The sequence below is a fragment of the Pseudomonas macauensis genome (assembly GCF_047902425.1).
GTDB lineage: Bacteria > Pseudomonadota > Gammaproteobacteria > Pseudomonadales > Pseudomonadaceae > Pseudomonas.
Map to the genome: position 1 here is coordinate 1299598 of NZ_CP138377.1, position 17642 is coordinate 1317239.

General features: G+C 63.9%; 17 protein-coding genes and 1 tRNA gene. 13 read left to right on the plus strand and 5 right to left on the minus strand.

All coding sequences use genetic code 11. The features are described from left to right. Positions 1-6: 6 nt before the first annotated feature. From SD196_RS06160 to SD196_RS06205, 10 genes are all read left to right on the plus strand, one after another. Positions 7-306 (plus strand): hypothetical protein, encoded by a 300-nt coding sequence (locus SD196_RS06160; RefSeq protein WP_416311171.1) that lies wholly within the window; start codon positions 7-9, stop codon positions 304-306. Between the two features lie 63 nt (positions 307-369). After that, positions 370-3948, plus strand: coding sequence for a hypothetical protein (locus tag SD196_RS06165; protein ID WP_416311172.1), 3579 nt, complete (start codon positions 370-372; stop codon positions 3946-3948). Next, positions 3948-4913: a hypothetical protein gene (locus SD196_RS06170; protein WP_416311173.1), complete on the plus strand. Its 966-nt coding sequence runs from the start codon at positions 3948-3950 to the stop codon at positions 4911-4913. Before SD196_RS06165 ends, SD196_RS06170 begins: the two co-directional genes overlap by 1 nt. Further along, entirely contained in the window at positions 4913-5686 is a 774-nt protein-coding gene (locus SD196_RS06175; RefSeq protein ID WP_416311174.1) for a hypothetical protein, read from the plus strand. Before SD196_RS06170 ends, SD196_RS06175 begins: the two co-directional genes overlap by 1 nt. Beyond that, entirely contained in the window at positions 5687-7441 is a 1755-nt protein-coding gene (locus SD196_RS06180) for a hypothetical protein (RefSeq protein ID WP_416311175.1), read from the plus strand. Next, positions 7441-7677 carry a hypothetical protein gene (locus SD196_RS06185; protein ID WP_416311176.1) on the plus strand — a complete coding sequence of 79 codons (237 nt, stop codon included), beginning with the start codon at positions 7441-7443 and terminating at the stop codon, positions 7675-7677. The genes SD196_RS06180 and SD196_RS06185 overlap by 1 nt, the downstream gene beginning before the upstream one ends. A 63-nt stretch (positions 7678-7740) precedes the next feature. Continuing rightward, the gene (locus tag SD196_RS06190) at positions 7741-8256 is read left to right on the plus strand and encodes a glycoside hydrolase family 104 protein (protein ID WP_416311177.1); all 516 of its coding nucleotides are present in this window, start codon (positions 7741-7743) and stop codon (positions 8254-8256) included. Next, on the plus strand, positions 8253-8759 hold the full coding sequence (locus tag SD196_RS06195; RefSeq protein WP_416311178.1) for a hypothetical protein: 507 nt from the start codon (positions 8253-8255) through the stop codon (positions 8757-8759). The genes SD196_RS06190 and SD196_RS06195 overlap by 4 nt, the downstream gene beginning before the upstream one ends. A gap of 458 nt (positions 8760-9217) precedes the next feature. Continuing rightward, positions 9218-9388, plus strand: coding sequence for a hypothetical protein (locus SD196_RS06200; RefSeq protein ID WP_416311179.1), 171 nt, complete (start codon positions 9218-9220; stop codon positions 9386-9388). Positions 9389-9390: 2 nt separating this feature from the next. Further along, complete coding sequence (locus tag SD196_RS06205) at positions 9391-9858, plus strand: type II toxin-antitoxin system death-on-curing family toxin (RefSeq protein WP_416311180.1); 468 nt, start codon at positions 9391-9393, stop codon at positions 9856-9858. Between the two features lie 35 nt (positions 9859-9893). On the opposite strand, the gene SD196_RS06210 is transcribed toward SD196_RS06205, so the two are convergent. Both SD196_RS06210 and SD196_RS06215 read right to left on the minus strand, forming a co-directional pair. Next, the gene (locus tag SD196_RS06210) at positions 9894-10571 is read right to left on the minus strand and encodes an SOS response-associated peptidase (RefSeq protein WP_416311717.1); all 678 of its coding nucleotides are present in this window, start codon (positions 10569-10571) and stop codon (positions 9894-9896) included. A 2-nt stretch (positions 10572-10573) separates the two neighbouring features. Beyond that, on the minus strand, positions 10574-11092 hold the full coding sequence (locus SD196_RS06215; RefSeq protein ID WP_416311181.1) for a hypothetical protein: 519 nt from the start codon (positions 11090-11092) through the stop codon (positions 10574-10576). A 134-nt stretch (positions 11093-11226) separates the two neighbouring features. Between SD196_RS06215 and SD196_RS06220 the strand changes: the two genes are divergently transcribed. Next, positions 11227-11466: a hypothetical protein gene (locus SD196_RS06220; RefSeq protein WP_416311182.1), complete on the plus strand. Its 240-nt coding sequence runs from the start codon at positions 11227-11229 to the stop codon at positions 11464-11466. A gap of 36 nt (positions 11467-11502) precedes the next feature. Here SD196_RS06220 and SD196_RS06225 read toward each other — a convergent pair whose 3' ends face one another. From SD196_RS06225 to SD196_RS06235, 3 genes are all read right to left on the minus strand, one after another. Then, positions 11503-11910: a hypothetical protein gene (locus tag SD196_RS06225; RefSeq protein ID WP_416311183.1), complete on the minus strand. Its 408-nt coding sequence runs from the start codon at positions 11908-11910 to the stop codon at positions 11503-11505. Positions 11911-12074: 164 nt separating this feature from the next. Then, positions 12075-12148, minus strand: a tRNA-Gly gene (locus tag SD196_RS06230). 151 nt (positions 12149-12299) lie between these two features. Continuing rightward, positions 12300-13193 carry an alpha/beta fold hydrolase gene (locus SD196_RS06235; protein ID WP_275610499.1) on the minus strand — a complete coding sequence of 298 codons (894 nt, stop codon included), beginning with the start codon at positions 13191-13193 and terminating at the stop codon, positions 12300-12302. Positions 13194-13696: 503 nt separating this feature from the next. Here SD196_RS06235 and SD196_RS06240 point away from each other — a divergent pair. Continuing rightward, positions 13697-14530: a substrate-binding periplasmic protein gene (locus tag SD196_RS06240; protein WP_331316591.1), complete on the plus strand. Its 834-nt coding sequence runs from the start codon at positions 13697-13699 to the stop codon at positions 14528-14530. Between the two features lie 2 nt (positions 14531-14532). Beyond that, positions 14533-17406: an HD domain-containing phosphohydrolase gene (locus tag SD196_RS06245; protein WP_416311718.1), complete on the plus strand. Its 2874-nt coding sequence runs from the start codon at positions 14533-14535 to the stop codon at positions 17404-17406. The last annotated feature ends 236 nt before the right edge of the window (positions 17407-17642 follow it).

The window sequence follows — 17642 nt, forward strand, 5'->3', positions numbered from 1 at the left end:
AACCCCATGCAACTGATCGCCTACTGGGTTGGCGGCAACGTAGTCGCCGCCGGCTCGTCGGAGGGCGCCGTCGCGGTGATGGACCAGCACGAAGCGCCGGGCCGCTGGAGCATCGATAACGTCCAGCCTCTGACGCCGGAGGAGCTGGGGCTGCCCGTCGAGGAGGGCGGAGGGGAAACCTTCGCCGAGGCCCTGGCGCGCTGTCAGGCCGAATCGCCTGCCGGTCGCCCTGGCTCGCGGCTGGCTCAGGTCCGCGCTGGCGAGGGCCGCGCCCAGCTGATCCTCTGGGACTACCCCGGCGCCTGACGGCGCCACACCTTCACCACACCCCGCTTCGGCGGGGTTTTTCGTTTCTGGCTGGAGCATTCCATGACCATCAGCGTCAACGACATCAAGCTGCTCAAGAGCCAACGGCTCACAGACGAGACTGACGGCGGCGGTCGCGCCACCGGCCAGGCCGTGGTCGACAGCGAAGTGAACAACGTCTTCCCCGACATCTCGCGTCTGGACCGCACCATCGGTCGCATCAGCTTGCGCAAGGTCTTCGCGGGCGTGATGTCGACCAACTCCGACGCCTACCTGGGCGCTCACGCGATCCTGACCGAGGCGCCGCAGGACCCGAACGTCTCGGTACTGCTGTTCAACACCGGCAGCCAGACCGATGAGCGCGCCGACGCGCGCAACGCCATCGAGTCGTTCGTGGTGCCGGCGGTGGCTGCGCAGTTCGAGCTGCTGGGCAACCAGCTGCAGGGCCAGCGCGCTATCGCCTGCATCCAGCGCGAGGAACAGCGGCAGCCGGAGATCGGCCAGGTGTACCAGCTGGTCAACGGCTCGCTGTCGCAGTACCTGCGCATCACCAATGTGGAGGCGCGGCTGGAGCAGTTCACCTACGACTACGGCAACGGCAACTTCGTGACCTTCACTCGCCGCCGTCTCGACCTGTCGATCTCTTCGCCGCTTCTCAACACCTTCGCCGGCGGCCAGCCGACTCCGGCCGGCACTGCGATGCCCGCCGGCAGCACCGGGGTAAAGAGCGCAGTCCTTACGACCCAGGTCGCGGACGCGGCGCATTACTTCGGTATCAGCCCGCTATCCCAGGGGGTCACCATGGGCGCCCTGAGCCTGCGAGTGAAGTCGGTCTATTCGCACCTGGTGCCGAGCACCACGCGCGAGAATGCGCTGATCGATCAACTGGCCGGCTATCAGCGGCGCCTGGTGCTGGCGGCTGGCCCGACCCGTAGCGTGACCCTGACCTTCGCGGCGGTCACCGGCGGGCAGTCTCGGGCCTTCCTCGGTACCGGCTGTGCGCCGGGGTCGCTGAGCCTCACCGTCAACGGCGGGACGTTCACCGACGACAGCGTGGGGGGCCTGCGCTTTGTCAGCGGCAGCAACTGGATCACCAGTGGGGCAATCGACTACGAAACCGGCGAGGTCAATGTCAGCCGCACCGGCGCGGCCTACACCGGCGCCGCAACCAGTACCTACCAGCCGGGCGCGCCTGCCACCGGTGAGACGGTCACCGGGGAGATCCCGATTGACCTGTCCAACCGTGGCTACGTGTACACCCTGAGCCTGGCCGACGCACCGCCCATGCCGGGCACGCTGGAGGTCAGCTACCTGGCGTTGGGCAAGTGGCAAGTGCTGCGTGACTGGGGCAACGGCGACCTGGTGGGCGAGGGGACCGGCACCATCGCGTTTGCCACCGGCTCGGTGTCGATCACCCTGAACGCCCTGCCGGATGTGGGCAGCTCGGTGATCTGGGCCTACGTCGGGCAGAACGCCGCCGCGCTGACCCAGCGCACCGGGGCGAGTGTGCCGGCGAAGGCGAAGATCGCCCGAGAGCTGCCCCACCAGGGGCTGCTGCCGGGCAGCTACTCGGCCACCTTCAAGGTGGGCGGGGTAACCAAGACCATCACCGACAACGGCAACGGCACCCTGTCTGGCTCGGGCGGGAACGGGGTCATCAACTACGCGGCGGGCAAGGTCAGCTTGGAGCTGTCGGCCACGCCGGATGCGGGCTCGGGTATCACCCACACCTACCAGCAGGGCAGCTTCACCGACACCCCCTTGGCTGTGACCTCCGACAGCAGCGGCATGTGCAGCGGAACCATCCCAGGGGCGCCGCTGAAACCGGGCAGCGTCCAGATCAACTGGGTGACCCGCCAGCGCGCGCCGGTGCCGGCGCTGAGCAAAGGCGTCATCGACGGTGGCAACACGCTGCCGGTGTATGAGTCGGAGGTGCTGGTTGAGAACTCCGTCACCGACAACGGTTCGGGCGCCTGGATCGGCCGCATTGGCAACCTCAACTATCAGACGGGCGCCTTCAGTCTGCAGGTGGCGCGGACCTACACCTTCAAGGAATACACCTACGCCACGAAGAAGAGTGAAAGCCAGTTCAGGCCTGACGAACTGATCCTGGTGGCCACCAACACGAGCGTGATGGAGTCGTTCGGCGGCACGCTGGCGATTCGCGCCCAATCCAACGGGCTGACCTATGGCAGCCAGACCGACAGCCAGACGGTGGCGCCGGTGACGCTGGACCTGCTGCCGGGCATCGCGGAGCCAATCCTGCCGGGTTCGCTGGTATTCACCTGGGCGGGGGAGACCTATGTCGACCGTTCGGGCGTGCTGTACAAGAACATCAACAGCCAGACCAATGCCGGCATCGCCGTCGGCTCCGTCGACTACGCCGGCCGGACTGCCACGCTCAGCACCTATAACGCGGGTGCGGCGGCAGCGGTGACGCTGCTGGCCTGCCTCACTACCAACGCTGGCTTCAGCGTCAACGCCATGGTGTTCCGCACGCCGGGTGCGCCGTTGCGGCCAGGAAGCATGCAGGTGACTGCCGTGCGCGTTGACACCGCGCAGATCGTCGTCGCCACGGCGGATGCCAACGGGGTCTTCAACCATGCGGTGATCAAGGGCACGGTGGATGCTTCCACCGGCATCGCGCGCCTGCGCTTTACCAGTGACCAGGCCGACCAGACCGGGGCGAGCGACATTCCGGTCATCCCGCTGCTGCTGCGCTACAACGCGGTGGTGTTTTCCAGCTTGCCCCTGGATGCCAGCCTTATCGGGCTAGACCCGGTGCGGCTGCCGGCGGACGGCCGGGTGCCGATCTACCGCGAAGCCGACGTGCTGGTGATCCACCACACGGCGGAGACCACGGTGGCCAGCCCGCAGCCGGGCGGGGTGCTGCAGCTCGGCCGGATGCAGCAGGCGGAGATTGCGGTGGTCGACGTGAACGGGGTGTCGATGAAGGCCGCCGGCTATGTCGCTGACCGGGCGCAGGGGCGCGTGACCTGGGCCAATCCGCTAGTGCTGCAGGATGCGGCCGGCAATCCGCTGACCTTGCCGTTGGTGGTGCGGGATCGGGTTGAGCACATGACGCAGTGCACGGAAGTGCAGGTCAGCGGTGAGCTGGCGATCAGTTCGCCAATGCCGTGGGATCTCCCGGCCGACGAGACCATGGTCTCCAGTGCGGTGAGCTGGGGCGATTTGCAGTCGCGGTATCACCACTGGTTCACCCAGAAGACCTGGAACCAGGGCGTGCCGAACTGGACCAGTGCGCCCATCGGTGAGACGACCACGGCCAACTACAACCTGCTCAGCTACCCGCCGCTGATCACCAACATGGGCGCCATCGACGGCAAGTGGGCGTTGGTATTCACCAGCGCCTCGGCGTTCCAGGTGGTCGAGGAAAAGCTGGGGGTGATCTCCACCGGCAACACGGCTGCCGACTGCGCGCCAGTCAACCCGGAGACCGGCACGCCCTACTTCACCATCCGCAAGGAAGGGTGGGGCGTCGGCTGGGCTGCGGGTAACGCGGTGCGCTTCAACACCGACTCCGCGCTGGGTCCGCTCTGGATCACTCGCACGGTGCTCAGTGGCCAGGGCGCGGTCGCGGACGATCAGTTCCGCCTGCAGATTCGAGGAGATGCTGACTGATGGCCACGATGTACTTGAACACCGATACAGGCGCGCCGGGATTGACGCTTGGGAATGGCGCGTCATTCTCGTTCAACGCCTTCAAGCTGATCCTGAAGGCAGTCCTGGTCAGCGGTTACGGCAGCAAGCCTGCGGCGGGGTGGGTGCTGGTTGCGGAGGGAACCAACTACTTGGTGCTGCGCAATGGCCCCGGCAGTGGCTACATCTGTTTCACCTTGACCGGAACGTCATTCGCGGTGCGGGTAACGATGGCGGCCACCTTTGATGGGGTGGTCAGCGACATCATCACTGGCCAGGGCGTGAAAACCGGCACGGCAGCGAACAATGCCGTGCCGCACTACCTTGCTCTCACCAGCCTCGCTCTTAATGCCCAGTACTCTTGGGCCTTTGTCGCCGATGCGCGGTCGGTTCTTATGACCGTGTACTGCTGGGGTGGCAACTCCAACGCGCAGTACGCAAACCTAACTGGTCAGGCTGATCAAGGCCTTACCCTGGCGTTCGGTGAGGACAGTGGTGGCAACTTCATGGCGTTGGGGGGAGTGAACACGACGAACTTCTCCTCGGCCACCAACGATCTTGGCAGCGGTGGCTTGACGGCACTGCGTGATCCAGCCACAGGGCTCCTCGTGGATACGGGAAGCATTGCACCCGTTACGCCGTTGTCGCAGGGCCAGGATACGGGGCAGACGGTCTACCCACTGGAGCAGGTTGACCTTGTGCGCTTCCCCTGGATGGTTGCCACCAAGGCGGCCGGCTTCATCCGTGGCCTGGCCAGGCAGCCGGCTTCCGTTGGATATCTGAATTACGCGCTCCGATCAGTGGGGCGCGGTTCGGTGTACACGGATATCACGAACGCCAATGCTGCTACCCCGTTTGACTTGGGGCCGGGCTTGTCGGTCGTGCCGCTCAAGGTCCGCTGGACGGTGGGCGGCCTCTACATGACCCTTGATGCGAGGTTCTGGTGATGGCGCTGACGGTAACGCATCTCCCGCGTGACCTCGGTCGGCTGCTGCCGCCCTGGGTGTCGTTCCGCTTCCGGATCCTGCTCGACGGCGAGGTTACGTCGACCAGGAAGTGGGTGGCCTTCTATCGTAGTGCGAGCCAGCTCAATCAGGTGTGCCTCGCGGTTGAGGCCCTGGACGGCGAATTCACCCGCTATGAGCGCGTCCTGCAGCAGGTCCTGACCGACCAGGGCAGTTGGATGGTTTTGGGTTGCGACGAGACGCCGCCGAAGAAAGTGCGGGCAGCGTATCTGACCATCTCCGCCGATGGCACCTACACCTTCAACATTACCTCCGGGGACGGCGGCGCGACCGGTGATCCTGGCACGCTGGCGGCGCGGGTGCGTGTGGAGGGCGCCCCGGTGACCGGGGAAGTGCTGGTGGTGGAAAAGCCCAGTAGCGGCCAATGGCGAATCGCTGGTTACGGCGAGGCACTGGGTGGCGACGGGGTGATCAACGTCCGCGTCACGGACGGCGATTGTTACGCCGTCGGCCTGGATGCCTGGGGTTTGACCTTCGCGCCGAACCTGCCCGTCACCATTGGCCAGGTCATCCGCCCGACGCTGTTTGTTGGGTGGGTGTACCACATCACCGAATCCGGTGTGCTCCCTGCCAGCGAGCCGGTCTGGTGGGATGAGAGCGTCGAAGGCCCCCAGCAGCTTGGCACGGCCCGCGCCGTGGTCGCCCGTTATCACCAGCCTCTGGCACATGGTCCGCTCCGCATCGAGGGCATCTGAATGCTGACTCTGGAAACGTCGTCGCGCTGGCAACCGGCGCGGCGCTGGCTGGATGGCCGGCGTGCTGCTGCCTGGAGGTTGACGACTGACTGCGAACAGGAAGTGTCCGGCCTCTGGGGCGCGGGCGAGGCGGTTGACCCGGCGACGCGGGTAGGCTGGGAGACGGTGCCGCAGGTCGACCTTCAGCCAGCCTCGGCTTGGAGTGAAGGCGCGGCGCAGGACGCGGGCGCCGGCAGCGCATGGAGCCTGGTATCGGAGAAGGACGGCACGCTGCGGTTGGCGTGGGACCGGTCGATCCGCCAGCAGGACGTTCGCCTGCGGCTGATCTACAACCCCCTGCCGCCGCGCGTGGACCTCGGCAACGGGCAGGGCTGGTATCGCTGCGACGAGCTCGGCCCGCGCCTGGATGTGGAGGCCGAGCGGCTTGCCAGCCTGTACATCCCGCCGGCCGGCATCGTGTCGTTCAACTTCGCCGGGCGCTACGTGCCGCCCGGTGCCGGTGTGTTCTTCAACTTCCGCTACGTGCCGCCGTCGCGTGCGATCCAGCCGGTGGATAGCGGCGCCGCTGTCCGCTTCACCCCGGCGCGCATCTTGGAGCAGATGCGCACCATGCCATGGGGTTGGGGCACTCCGGCCGATCCGACGCCGACCGGCATCGTTTACCCCGACTACCCGGGCCCCGTGGTGGTGATCGATCCACCGGACGAGCCCGACATTCTGGAGACTTACATGATCGCCAACACGGTGACCTTGGTGGTGCTCCCCAGCGGAGTCCCGGTGGACGCCACCAACATCCGCGTGGGGCTGGATATCGACTCCTTCGCTTGGACGTTCAGCGCTGAGCTGTTCGGGCGCACCTCGCTCAACCAGGTGGTGCCCGATGCGTCCGGCCCGAAGACGGTCGAGCTGACCATCAACGGTTGGACGTGGCGCTTCCTGGTGGAGCGCTGGAGCGGCAGCGGCAAGCATCCGGCGGAGACCTTCTCCATCAGCGGGGCCAGCCGAACCCAGCTGCTGGCGGCGCCGTATGCGCCCAAGCGCAGCGCAGTGAACTCGGTGTCGATCAACGCCCGCCAGGTGGTCGACGATCTGCTGCAGAGCACCGGCTTCACCGCGTCCTGGGACATCGTGGGCCTGGGGCCGCCGGACTGGACCTTGCCGACGGGCTCCATGAGCTACCAGGACCAGACGCCCATGGAGGTGATCCACCGGCTGGCCGAGGTGGTGGGCGGGGTGGTGCGGCCCGACGCGGCTGGCGATGGACTGACAGTGTTGCCGCGCTACCGCGAGGCGGTGTGGAACTGGGGCGCGGCGGTGCCGGATCGCATCATCGCCGGGGAGGTGGTGGCCGAGTGGGGCAGTGAGTGGAGCCCGCAGCCCAACTGGAATTTCGTGTACGTCAGTGGCACCAACCACGGCGTCGGCGTCCAGGTACGGCGCGCCGGCACTGCGGGCGATGAGCCGGCTGCGGATGTGCTGGACGACTGGATGACCAGCCCCGATGCGGCCCGCGCTCGCGGGATCTGCGAGCTGTCCAAGGGCGGTGGCCAGAGCATCGAGACCCGCCGTATTCCGCTATTCCACGTTGGCGACAGCGCGCCCGGGTTGGTACTACCGGCGATGCTGGCCGAGGTCCGGGACGAAGCCACGCCGTGGCGCGGCCTCGTCCTGGGTGTGGAGATCGCCGCCAGTGGCGTCGGGGCCAGCACGGTTTGGCAGACTCTCAAGATCGAACGGCACTACGGGAGCAGCTGATGGCGACAGTCAATCCATGGCGGCGCTTCATCGGGCTGCTGCCCGGTGGGCACAAGACGGTCGCGGAGGTGCTCAACGTCGACACCATCGCCGGCACCAGCCGCGTGCAGTTGCGCACCGGTGCCGAGCTGGTGGTGGCTGGCACGTCGGTCTCTGCCGGAAACAACGCCTTTCTGGCCGACGGCCAGGTGATCGGGCAGGCGCCGAACCTTCCGCAGTACGACATCGAGGTCTGAGGCCATCGGTCCGGACTGTAACCAAGCCCGCCGCCCGGCGGGCTTTTCATTTGGGAGATACCTATGACCATGCTGACGGCTGCCGTCGCTGGCGGCCAGAACGTGCGCGCCTTTCTCGATATGCTCGCCTGGGCGGAGGGGACCAGTATCAGCCCGGCAACCAAGAATGACGGCTACGACGTGATCGTGACTGGCATCAACGGATTGCCGGAGATCTTCACCGACTACAGCGATCACCCGTTTGCCAAGGGCCGCCCGAGCAAGCAGATCAACCGCCGTGGCCTGAAGTCCAGTGCTTCCGGGCGTTACCAGTTCATGCTCAAGGACTGGGCGCATTACCGGGCGCAGCTTGACCTGCCTGACTTCGGGCCGGGCTCGCAGGACCGCTGGGCAATCCAGCTGATCCGCGAGTTCAGGGCGCTTGATGATGTGAAGTCGGGTCGGATCCGCCAGGCCATTGCGCGGGTCGCTCCCCTGTGGGCCAGTCTCCCTGGCTCGAACCAACAGGACCAGCGTATGCGCTCGCTGGATGACTGCGTGCGGGTCTACCGGCTGGCTGGTGGAGTGGTGTCGGGATGACCCGCGCTCGCCTGGTGGCGGCCCTGGTGCTGGCGGTGGCGGTCTTCGCCGCCGGCTTCGGCTCGGCCTGGACCTGGAGATCCGCGCAAGCCGACGCGGATCTGGCGAGCCTTGGGCTGGCTCACGAAAAGGAGCGGGGCGAGATCAGCCAGGCGGTCGCCGCCGAGCTGCAGCGCCGCGCCAAGGACCGTCAGGAGCTGCAGGCGCAGTACGACGGCATCGACCAACAGCGCTACGGAGAATTGCGACGTGCTCAGAAAGTCAACGATCAGCTTGCTTTGGACCTTGCTACTACTCGTCGGAGGATGTACGCCGCCACTATCGCCAGTAGTGGCACCTCCGGTAGCGTGCGAGCCGGCTCCGGCTGTGCCAGCTTGGATGATGCAAACGGTTGCGCCGAACTTCAGGCAGAGACTGCAGCAGATCTTGCCCGTCTCGCCGCAGACGCTGATGCCTGTGCAATAGCTCTCTCAGCCTTTCAGGCCCGCGAAATCGCTCGCTGAAAAGCCAACGGAATCACGCATTTTTTCGGTGATTCGTCATGACGACTCCGTCATGACGCTAGAAAGCCTTGACAGGATTTGGTATCCTGCATTTCGAGAAATATATTTCCGCACTTGGCTCACAGGAGCGCGGAAACGGATACATCCGTTTCCGCGCTCCTGTGAGCGAAGATGCGCTAGGTGCAGGCACATTGAAATTTTCAATGCTACAACGTCCGAGAGACGGTGTTTAATGACTGTGCAGTTTTTCTGTTTTTTGCCGATGTAGAGTGGTGAGGCAAACGGCTGAACCATGCTGTTCTGACGCAATCAAAGCAACACACACCGTTTTGTTTCACCCTGAAAGCTTCGCTTTAGGCGCCTGAATCGCTCGCGCAACGATTGTTTACGCTTGTGAATAAGGCGAATCGCCCCTATGGAAAGGGGAGTAGCTCATAGACTGAGCTGTGGAGGTAGATATGTCTCAAGCCCTGCGTAAAGACACCAAACTGGTCATCCCGCGTCGCAACAAAGACGAAGTCGTGCGTGCGCGTCCGGCTATGGGCGATCATCAGCAGCAGGTAGACAACGCCTTCGCCATCGCTTTTGAGCGGTATGAAAAAGCCTTCGAGGATCTCGCTAAGGTTTGATCATGTCGGAAGAGTGCGAAGGGATCCGCTACCTATCTGTTGACGACCTCGTAAAACTCAACGAAAGGCTCATCCGGGCGCAAACCCCGTGTGAGCCTATCGGCATTCTGAAGCCCCATGAATTGGCGACTGCTCAGCAGCGGCCTGCCAATTACCGCTACTATCAGAAAACAGACGATGTGATCACTCTTGCTGCTGTCTTCGCAGACGGACTGGCGGTGGCTCACTGTTTCCTGAATGCGAACAAGCGCACAGCAGCTGCCGCTGCGATTACGTTCTTGCTGCTGAACGGGATCGAGGTCACTGGTCCTGACCAAGATCTCGTTGATCTCATGGTCGATTTAGTAAACCGTGACTGCACTGTCGAAGACGTAGAGGACTGGCTCGCTTATTGGGCAAGGCCGTTCGATGCCTACGAGCTTGTCGATAGTGACGCTTTTGAGCGTATGGCTGCGCGGATGGGCATCTGACTCACTGGTTCGAAGCTGCAGAAATTCTGAAAGGTTTAAAGCCGCTTCACTAAATGCGCGCCTTGGTTCTTCACGTTGCCAACGTCGGTGCTGACCCGGAACCATTCGAACGCCTCCGGTGGCTCGCTCTGCTGGAGTAGCATCTGCTCGGCGCGTTCCTTCGGTGTGGCCGGGTCCAACCATTCGGCCGCTAGCTCCGGAGTCAGCACCACCGGGCGGCGGTCGTGTACATCCACAAGCCCTCCGCGTGCCTCGTCAGTAATGATCGCGCATCCGTCGTGCGGGTTCTGCTCCTGCTCTCCGATGGGGAATTGGCCGATGGCGGCGGCCAGGCACGGCAAGCCGTCACGTCTCCGGATGTAGAAGGGAAGCTTCTTCTTCGGGTCAGCCTCGGCCGGAATCCACTCGAACCATCCATTGATTGGCGCGATTGCCCTGTGTGGCCAGATCGCCCTCCAATAGGCGCTGTGCGCCACCTTCTCCACGCGTGCATTGGACGGCAGCTTATTGTCTGTCGCCCAATGCGGGCGCCATCCCCAGCGCACCAGGTCACCGACCAGGGTGTCGCCCTCCATGTGCAGCAACATCAGCGGCTTTGATGGTGGAATGTTGTAGCGCGCCTCGATCTGCTGCCGTGCCATAGAAGGCCCTGGCAGGCGCATGATCGCCACCAGGTCAGCCCAGCTATCGAACTGCGTCACTCTTCCGCACATCATCAGTCTCCTGAATATGGCCAGCGCCTATCCCCGGCGCCCTTCGGCACAAACTCCCTTAGTTGGAACAGCTCCTGCCCATCACAGATGATCTTCAATCCTTCGACTACGCCGGCGACCTCTCGGTCAAATTGATTCACCCAGGCATAGAGCTTTGGTGGCTTCTCATCCTCGATGTTTCCGAGCAGCTTCTGGTCCAGGCCTCGGTAATGCCCTTCCGGGCCAACCTCTCCGACTACTTCGCCTTTGGCCAGTACTTGGTAGTAGCAACCGCGACACCAGTGCGACTCCCGCCGGATGTTGTGTTCCACCGCCCAGGAGTATTGGGTTAAGGCTCTGGTGAGCATGTCCTTGCGCTCGGCCAGAGAGATCAATCCTAGCTGGTAGATCTCATTGGCTTGGGCCAGCAGGTAGTGATAGTGCTCGTCGGCGTAGTAGAGGAAAGCAGTCGGGTCGCTCAGCGCGGCCTCCCAATAGGCCTTTGCGCGCCGGCGTTCTTGGTCGTGTTGGGTGTGGTACATGATGTGCCTCCCTTGGTGGCTGGAAGGCAATAATACTGTTTATTTGTACAGTATATGCGCTGCATGACCAGCGGTAGGGAGTGTCTGCAGAACGGGCGTAGAATGCGCGCCTTCAAATTGCAGGAGGTCACCTGATGAGCCGTTGGAATCTGGCACAGCGTCCCACCGAGGAGCGGCAGGCGATGGAGGATGAGAAGGCCCGTCTGTTCGAGTTCTGGCAGCAGAACCTAGACCGCGCGAAGGCTGATGCCGCCAAGATCCTGGCCGAGCGGGATCGGCGCAAGTCGAAGTGGAAGGACTGGGCGCACGACCAGATTGTGGCGATGTCGCCGCCGGAGTATCAGGAGCTGGTTAGAAGGGAAGTTGAGCGCTGATCTTGGCGTGTTTGGCTGCGGAAACAGGAGCGAGGGTTAGAGCCCTTTACCTACTGTTTCCTTTGCTTCTTGGTCAGCTGCAGTGCAAATCACACCCGCGACGATTGACGCGACGTTCCCCGAGTCCAGCATAAAATCGCTATCGAATTGAAATTCGCCACGGGTATCTAGGCTGACCAGCTTGCCCATCTTCGCGGCGCAGTCTTCTGCCGCCACATACCATTGGTAGATTTCGATACGCGAACTTTTTGTGTCGACCATCCTGCCGTTGATCACGGCAATAGCCTTGCCAGAGCGGTTGGTGGTGATTCGAAAGGATCCAGGTTGCGCGTCAAACTTCGTAGCTCCGCGATCGGAGCTGGCGAGGTTAACCCACTCTTCTGCTGTGGCGCTGAAAGGCGTGGACAGCGATACGCATAGGAGGGGCCAGGCCAGATGACGCATTTCGTAACCTCCATGTTGTTACGCCAGAATCAGGCCGAAGCCGATGCCTTTGCCCATCTGAAGTTTGGTCGAGAGATGGGGTGACTGATGACAGTTGACCCTGCTAACTGTCACCAAAACTGTCACTAGAAAATCGGGTGGCTTGAGAGAACCACCGTGGAATCTGGAGCGGGCGAAGGGAATCGAACCCTCGTCATGAGCTTGGGAAGCTCAGGTAATGCCATTATACGACGCCCGCTTGGGGGTGCCTTTTTACCAGAAGGCGGGGGCTTAGTGAAGCCTTGGGTAGCGAGCTGTGCCGGGGACGCTGCTTTCGTGCAGTGCCGGGTGCAATGAAAAACCGGGGGCGGTGGGTGGTGTCCGGCCCCCGGTGTCGTGCGCTGGCTGCATCAGCCCACCATGGCGGCAATCGGTACGCCCTGGGAGGTGGGCAGGTAGGCCGGGGCGAGCATGGGCTTGCGCTGGGGTTGGAGGAAGGCGAGGAGATGGTCGCGGGTTTCCTGCCAGCCTTGCTTGTGTTCCACGTCGATGAAGTGACCGACGTTGCGGATGGTGCGGAATTCGCAATCGCGGATCAGTTGCTGGAACAGGCGCGCGTCGGCCGGGCTGGTGTAGATGTCCAGTTCGCCGTTGAGGAACAGCAGCGGGATGTCGATGGACGAGAAGTTCTCCATGTAGCTTTCCGCGCTGAGCTGGAGCACCTGGCAGATGTGGAAGTGCATCTGCTGGTATTCGTGCTCGTCGAGGCTGCTGACGTGGCGGAAGTTGTAGCGCTTGAACAGATGCGGCAGGTAGCGGCCGATGGTTTCGTTGACCAGGTTGCCGACGTTGGGGCGGTCGCACGCGGAGAGGTAGTCCAGACCGCGGTGCAGGTAGTCGAGCATCGACGCGTTGAGCAGCGGCGAGAACGAGTTGATGACCGCCTTCTTGATGCGAGCCGGGCGCTGGGCCAGGGCGAGCAGGGTGGCGACGCCGCCCCAGGAGAAGGACATCACGACGTCGGCCTGGTAGTGCTCGATCAACCCCAGCAGCAGGGCTGCCTCGTATTCCTTGGTGATCGGTTCGCGGCAGTCGTTGTGGGGCTTGGAGCGGCCCGAGTACGGCTGGTCGTAGCAGACCACGTTGAAGTGGGGCTGCAGGTATTTCACCGTTTGCGCGAAGGAGGCAGTGGTCGCCAGCGAGCCATTGACCAGGATGATGGTCTGGCGCGCTTCCCTGTTGGCGTGGAACTCCGTGTGTACCCGATGTTGCTGAATCTCGACGACGGCGGTTTCCGGCCTCATGTCGTTTTCCTCCAGACGCAGGTCATAGGAACGCACCCACGATCGGATGCGAAGAAAGTACCCAGGCAGAGGAAAGCGCCTTGACGTGACAGCTTCGTGTCAAACGGCGAAAGTTAATATTTTCTTAATTTTCAATCAGTTACAGCGCCAACAGACAGCGTTCCGACACCGTTTCCAGTGCGGAATGAGGGCTCTTGACCAGGCAGGGAAGGGGCGGCGTGGGGAACGGCTGCCGCTGATGAAGCGTTCTTGGACGTTGTGCGTGACTCATTGGTCACGCTTGAGCCAGAGTTAAGCAGGCGGGGTTGCGCGATGCAACAGCCGGTACGTGATTGTTCGCAATCGCCGGCCGGGAATCCGACGAAGTGACATTTATCTTTGTGACTCGCCGGCGCTTTGGAGAAGGCCGATTACACTCTTTGTGTTAATCACTTCTTCCCGCCCGCAGATGAGCGTCGTTGACGTGCTCCTCTCAAGGCCGATACCGCGGACGGAGCGGGTCAATGGCACTGCACCCCATGCTGCGCAATCTGCAGGTCTTGCCGGCTGCCTGGCTGTGTGCGGTAGCCATGGCCGCGGATCGCTTCGGTTGCGAGGTGCCGATCCGCGTCGCTTATACCCGCAACCTGGTGTTCTTCCACGATGACGGTGGAGGCATCGACGCTGACCTGATCGCCGAGCTGGCGCGGCGCAGTGGTTGTCGGTTCGAGGCTTCGGTGCGGCCGCGCGACGAGATCTGGCGGATGCTGGAGAGCGGCGACCTGGAGATGGGCACCAGCGGGGTTGCCACGCCGCAGCGGCGCGCCTTCACTTACCTGCTGCCGTACGTCTACCTGCGCAACAAGCTGATCGTGCCGGCGGAGCTGGGCAACCTGCAGTCGCTGGAGGACTTCCACGATATGCCCGGTGCGCGCATCGGTGTGATCGCCGGCTACCGCCATGGCCCCTATATCGACGCCATGCTGCGCATCCTGCGGGGCGAGGGGCGGGTGGTGGAGTTTCGTGATGATACGGCGCGCTTCACCGCCTTGCTCAACGGTGGTGTGGAAGGGGTGATCGGCCATGAGCTGAACCTGGAGGGCGCCCTCGTCAATCGCCCTGAGCGCGAACGGTTCCGGGTGGTGGATGTGATGAGTGGGCCGGCCACGCCGCACCACCTGATGCTCTCGCGCAAGCGCTTCACCCCGGCGCAGAGCGCCGAATGGATGCGGTTGATGGAGGCGCTGTGGCTGGATGGCAGCCTGGCCAGGATCATGCAACGCAACACGTCGCCGGCCATGGCGACCGAACTTCTCGATAGCGGATATCGCTACGGCTCAACGGACAGAGGCTGGTGATGATGAAGGCATTCAAACGGGGCGTTCCGCTGCAGCTGCTGGTGGCCGGGGCCATCATCGTCAGCATGCTGGCGCTGGCGGGCGCGTTGCTGATACAGGGCTACCGGGGCGTGGAAGGTGCGCTGGTGTCGGCGGCGGGCGAGTCGGCCAGCCAGCTGGGGGCGACCATCAACGAGCGCATCCGCCGGCTGATCGACCCGGCGGAGAGCGCGCTGCGGCTGATGACCCATGACCCCATTTCGCAGACCGACAACCTGCCGGCGCGCCTGGAGCGCCTGCCGATGCTGGTGGAGAACCTGCGCGCCAACCGCACACTGAGCGCGGTGTACATCGGCTACCCGAACGGCGAGTTCATGCTGATCCGCGCGCTGCGCGTGCCCGAGGTGCGCCGCATCCTGCAGGCGCCGGATGAGTCGAAGTACCTGGTGCAGAGCCTGACCCTGGATGACCAGGGCGCACTGCGCGGCGAATGGCGCTTCTACGACAAGGACCTGCAGCTGTTGCGGGTGCAGGAGCGGCCGGACTACCAGTTCGATCCCCGGCAGCGGCCGTGGTATCAGGAGTCGCTCAACACCAGCAAGACGGTACTGACCCAGCCCTATGTGTTCTTCACCACCCGCGAGATCGGCCTGACCCTGGCGCACCGCAGTGTCGACGGTGCAGCGGTGATCGGCATGGACGCCTCGGTCAACGACCTCGGCGGCGAGATGGGCGACCTGCGCCAGACGGCCCACACCGAGCTGGCGGTGGTGGATGGCAAGGGCACGGTGATCGCCTATCCGGACCTGTCCAGACTGTTGATCCATCAGGGCGAGGACTTGCGCCTGGCGACCCTGGACGAATTGGGCGTGCCCAGCCTGACCCAGCTGAATGCCGCGTCGATCCCGGCCAGTACGCCCCAGGCTTTCGAGGCGGGCGACGAGGCCTGGTACGGCATCTGGGTACCGCTGTCGAACTTCACCAGCAGCGAGGTGCGTGTGCTGATCGCCATTCCGTCCGTCGAACTGCTGGCCGGCGCTCGACAACTGATGTTCAACCAGGCCCTGTGGAGTGCTGCGCTGCTGTCGGTGCTGCTGCTGATCGGCTGGTATCTGGGGCGCCGCATCGCCCGTCCGCTGACGGCGTTGGCCGACCAGGTGGGGGCGTTGGCCGCCTTCGATTTCGCCCGTCCCATCGGGGTGAAGTCGAAGATTGCCGAGGTTCGCGACCTGAGTCGGGTGATGGGCAGCATGTCGCGCACCATCCACAACTTCCAGGCCATTACCCTGACCCTGAGTCGGGAGACCCACCTGGACAGCATGCTCGAAGGGGTACTCTCGCGCCTGGTGGAGGCCACCGGCGTCATGGGCGGTGCCGTGTACCTGCTGGAGGACGAAGACTGCCGCTTGCGCCTGGCCTGCGCGGTGAACGGTGAGCAGTACCCGCAGTCGATGCTCATCGAAGGTTTCACCGAGGCACAGCTGGCCGAGCGGGTGGGGCAGGCGCTGGCCAATCGCGGGCAGTACATGGAGGTGTCGCTGCGCAATCGCAGCGATGAACTGCTGGGTGTCCTCGTCCTGCAACTGGCCGGGGAGGGCGCTCGCAGCCGCCAGCCGCGCCCGCAATTCAAACGCTTCGTCGAGGAGCTCTCCGGCGCCGCGGCTGTGGCCATCGAGACCCGCCAGTTGATCGAGGCCCAGCAACGCTTGCTGGACGCGATCATCAAGCTGCTGGCCGACGCGATCGACGCCAAGAGCCCCTACACAGGCGGCCACTGCGAACGGGTGCCGCAATTGGCGGACCTGCTGCTGCAGAAGGTGATCGACGCCCGCGATGGCGAGTACGCCAGTTTCACCATGAGCGACGCGGAGCGCTACGAGTTTCAGATCGCCGCCTGGCTGCACGACTGCGGGAAGATCACCAGCCCGGAGTACGTGGTGGACAAGGCCACCAAGCTGGAGACGCTGTACAACCGCCTGCACGAGGTCCGCACGCGCTTCGAAGTGATCTGGCGCGATATCGAGCTGGACTACTGGCGCGGCCTGGCGGCGGGGGACGACATCGGCCCGCTGGCGGCACGGCGGGACGCGCTGCATGAGGCGCTGCGCGAGGATTACGCCTTCGTCGCCCAGGCCAATATCGGCGGCGAATTCATGAAGGACGAGGATATCGAGCGCCTGAAGCGCATCGGCGAACGCCGCTGGCTGCGTCATTTCGACGATCGCCTGGGCATCTCCCGCGATGAGCTGGAACGCTTGCACGGCCGCCCGGAGCCCACCTTGCCGGTGGAAGAGTTCCTGCTCGCCGACAAGCCCGAGCACCGCGAGCACTGGGGCGAGCGCAAGCCACCGGTGGACCGGGACGACCCGCGCAACGTCTGGGGCTTCGACATGCGCCTGCCGCCCTATGCGAGCAACCAAGGCGAGTTGTACAACCTGGGAATTCGGCGTGGCACGCTCAACGAGGAGGAGCGCTTTAAGATCAACGAGCACATCGTCCAGACCTTGATGATGCTCACCACCCTGCCGCTGCCGCGCCACCTGCGCCGGGTGCCGACCATCGCCGCCAACCACCACGAGAAGGTGGATGGCACCGGCTACCCGCGCAAGTTGTCGAGGGAGCAGATGAGCATTCCCGAGCGGGTGATGGCGATCGCCGACATCTTCGAAGCGCTGACCGCCGCCGACCGCCCGTACAAGGCGCCGAAGACGCTGTCGGAATCGCTGAAGATCCTGGCCTTCATGGCCCGCGACCAGCATATCGATGCGGAGCTGTTCCGGGTGTTCCTGATCCAGGGGGTGTACCTGGAGTACGGCGCACGCTTCCTGCGGCCGGAGCAGATGGATGAGGTGGATGTGCAGGCGATGCTGCAGGTGCTGGAGGGGGTGAAGGCGTAGGGCGTACAACCGTTCGCGGTTGTACGCCGATACACCGAGCGCATCGTTGGCTCCATGGCAGAGCCCGGAGAGGTATGGCGCGTGGCTCCGTGGTCGGATTCGGAGTGCCCTGAACCCAAGGTCAAACGGCGTATAACGCCGAACGTTATACGCCCTACGCTCCCGGGAGAGGGGACTGTTCGGTGCAGGATGAAACCGTAGTGTCAGCCGGCACGGACGGCTCCCTCTCCCTGAGG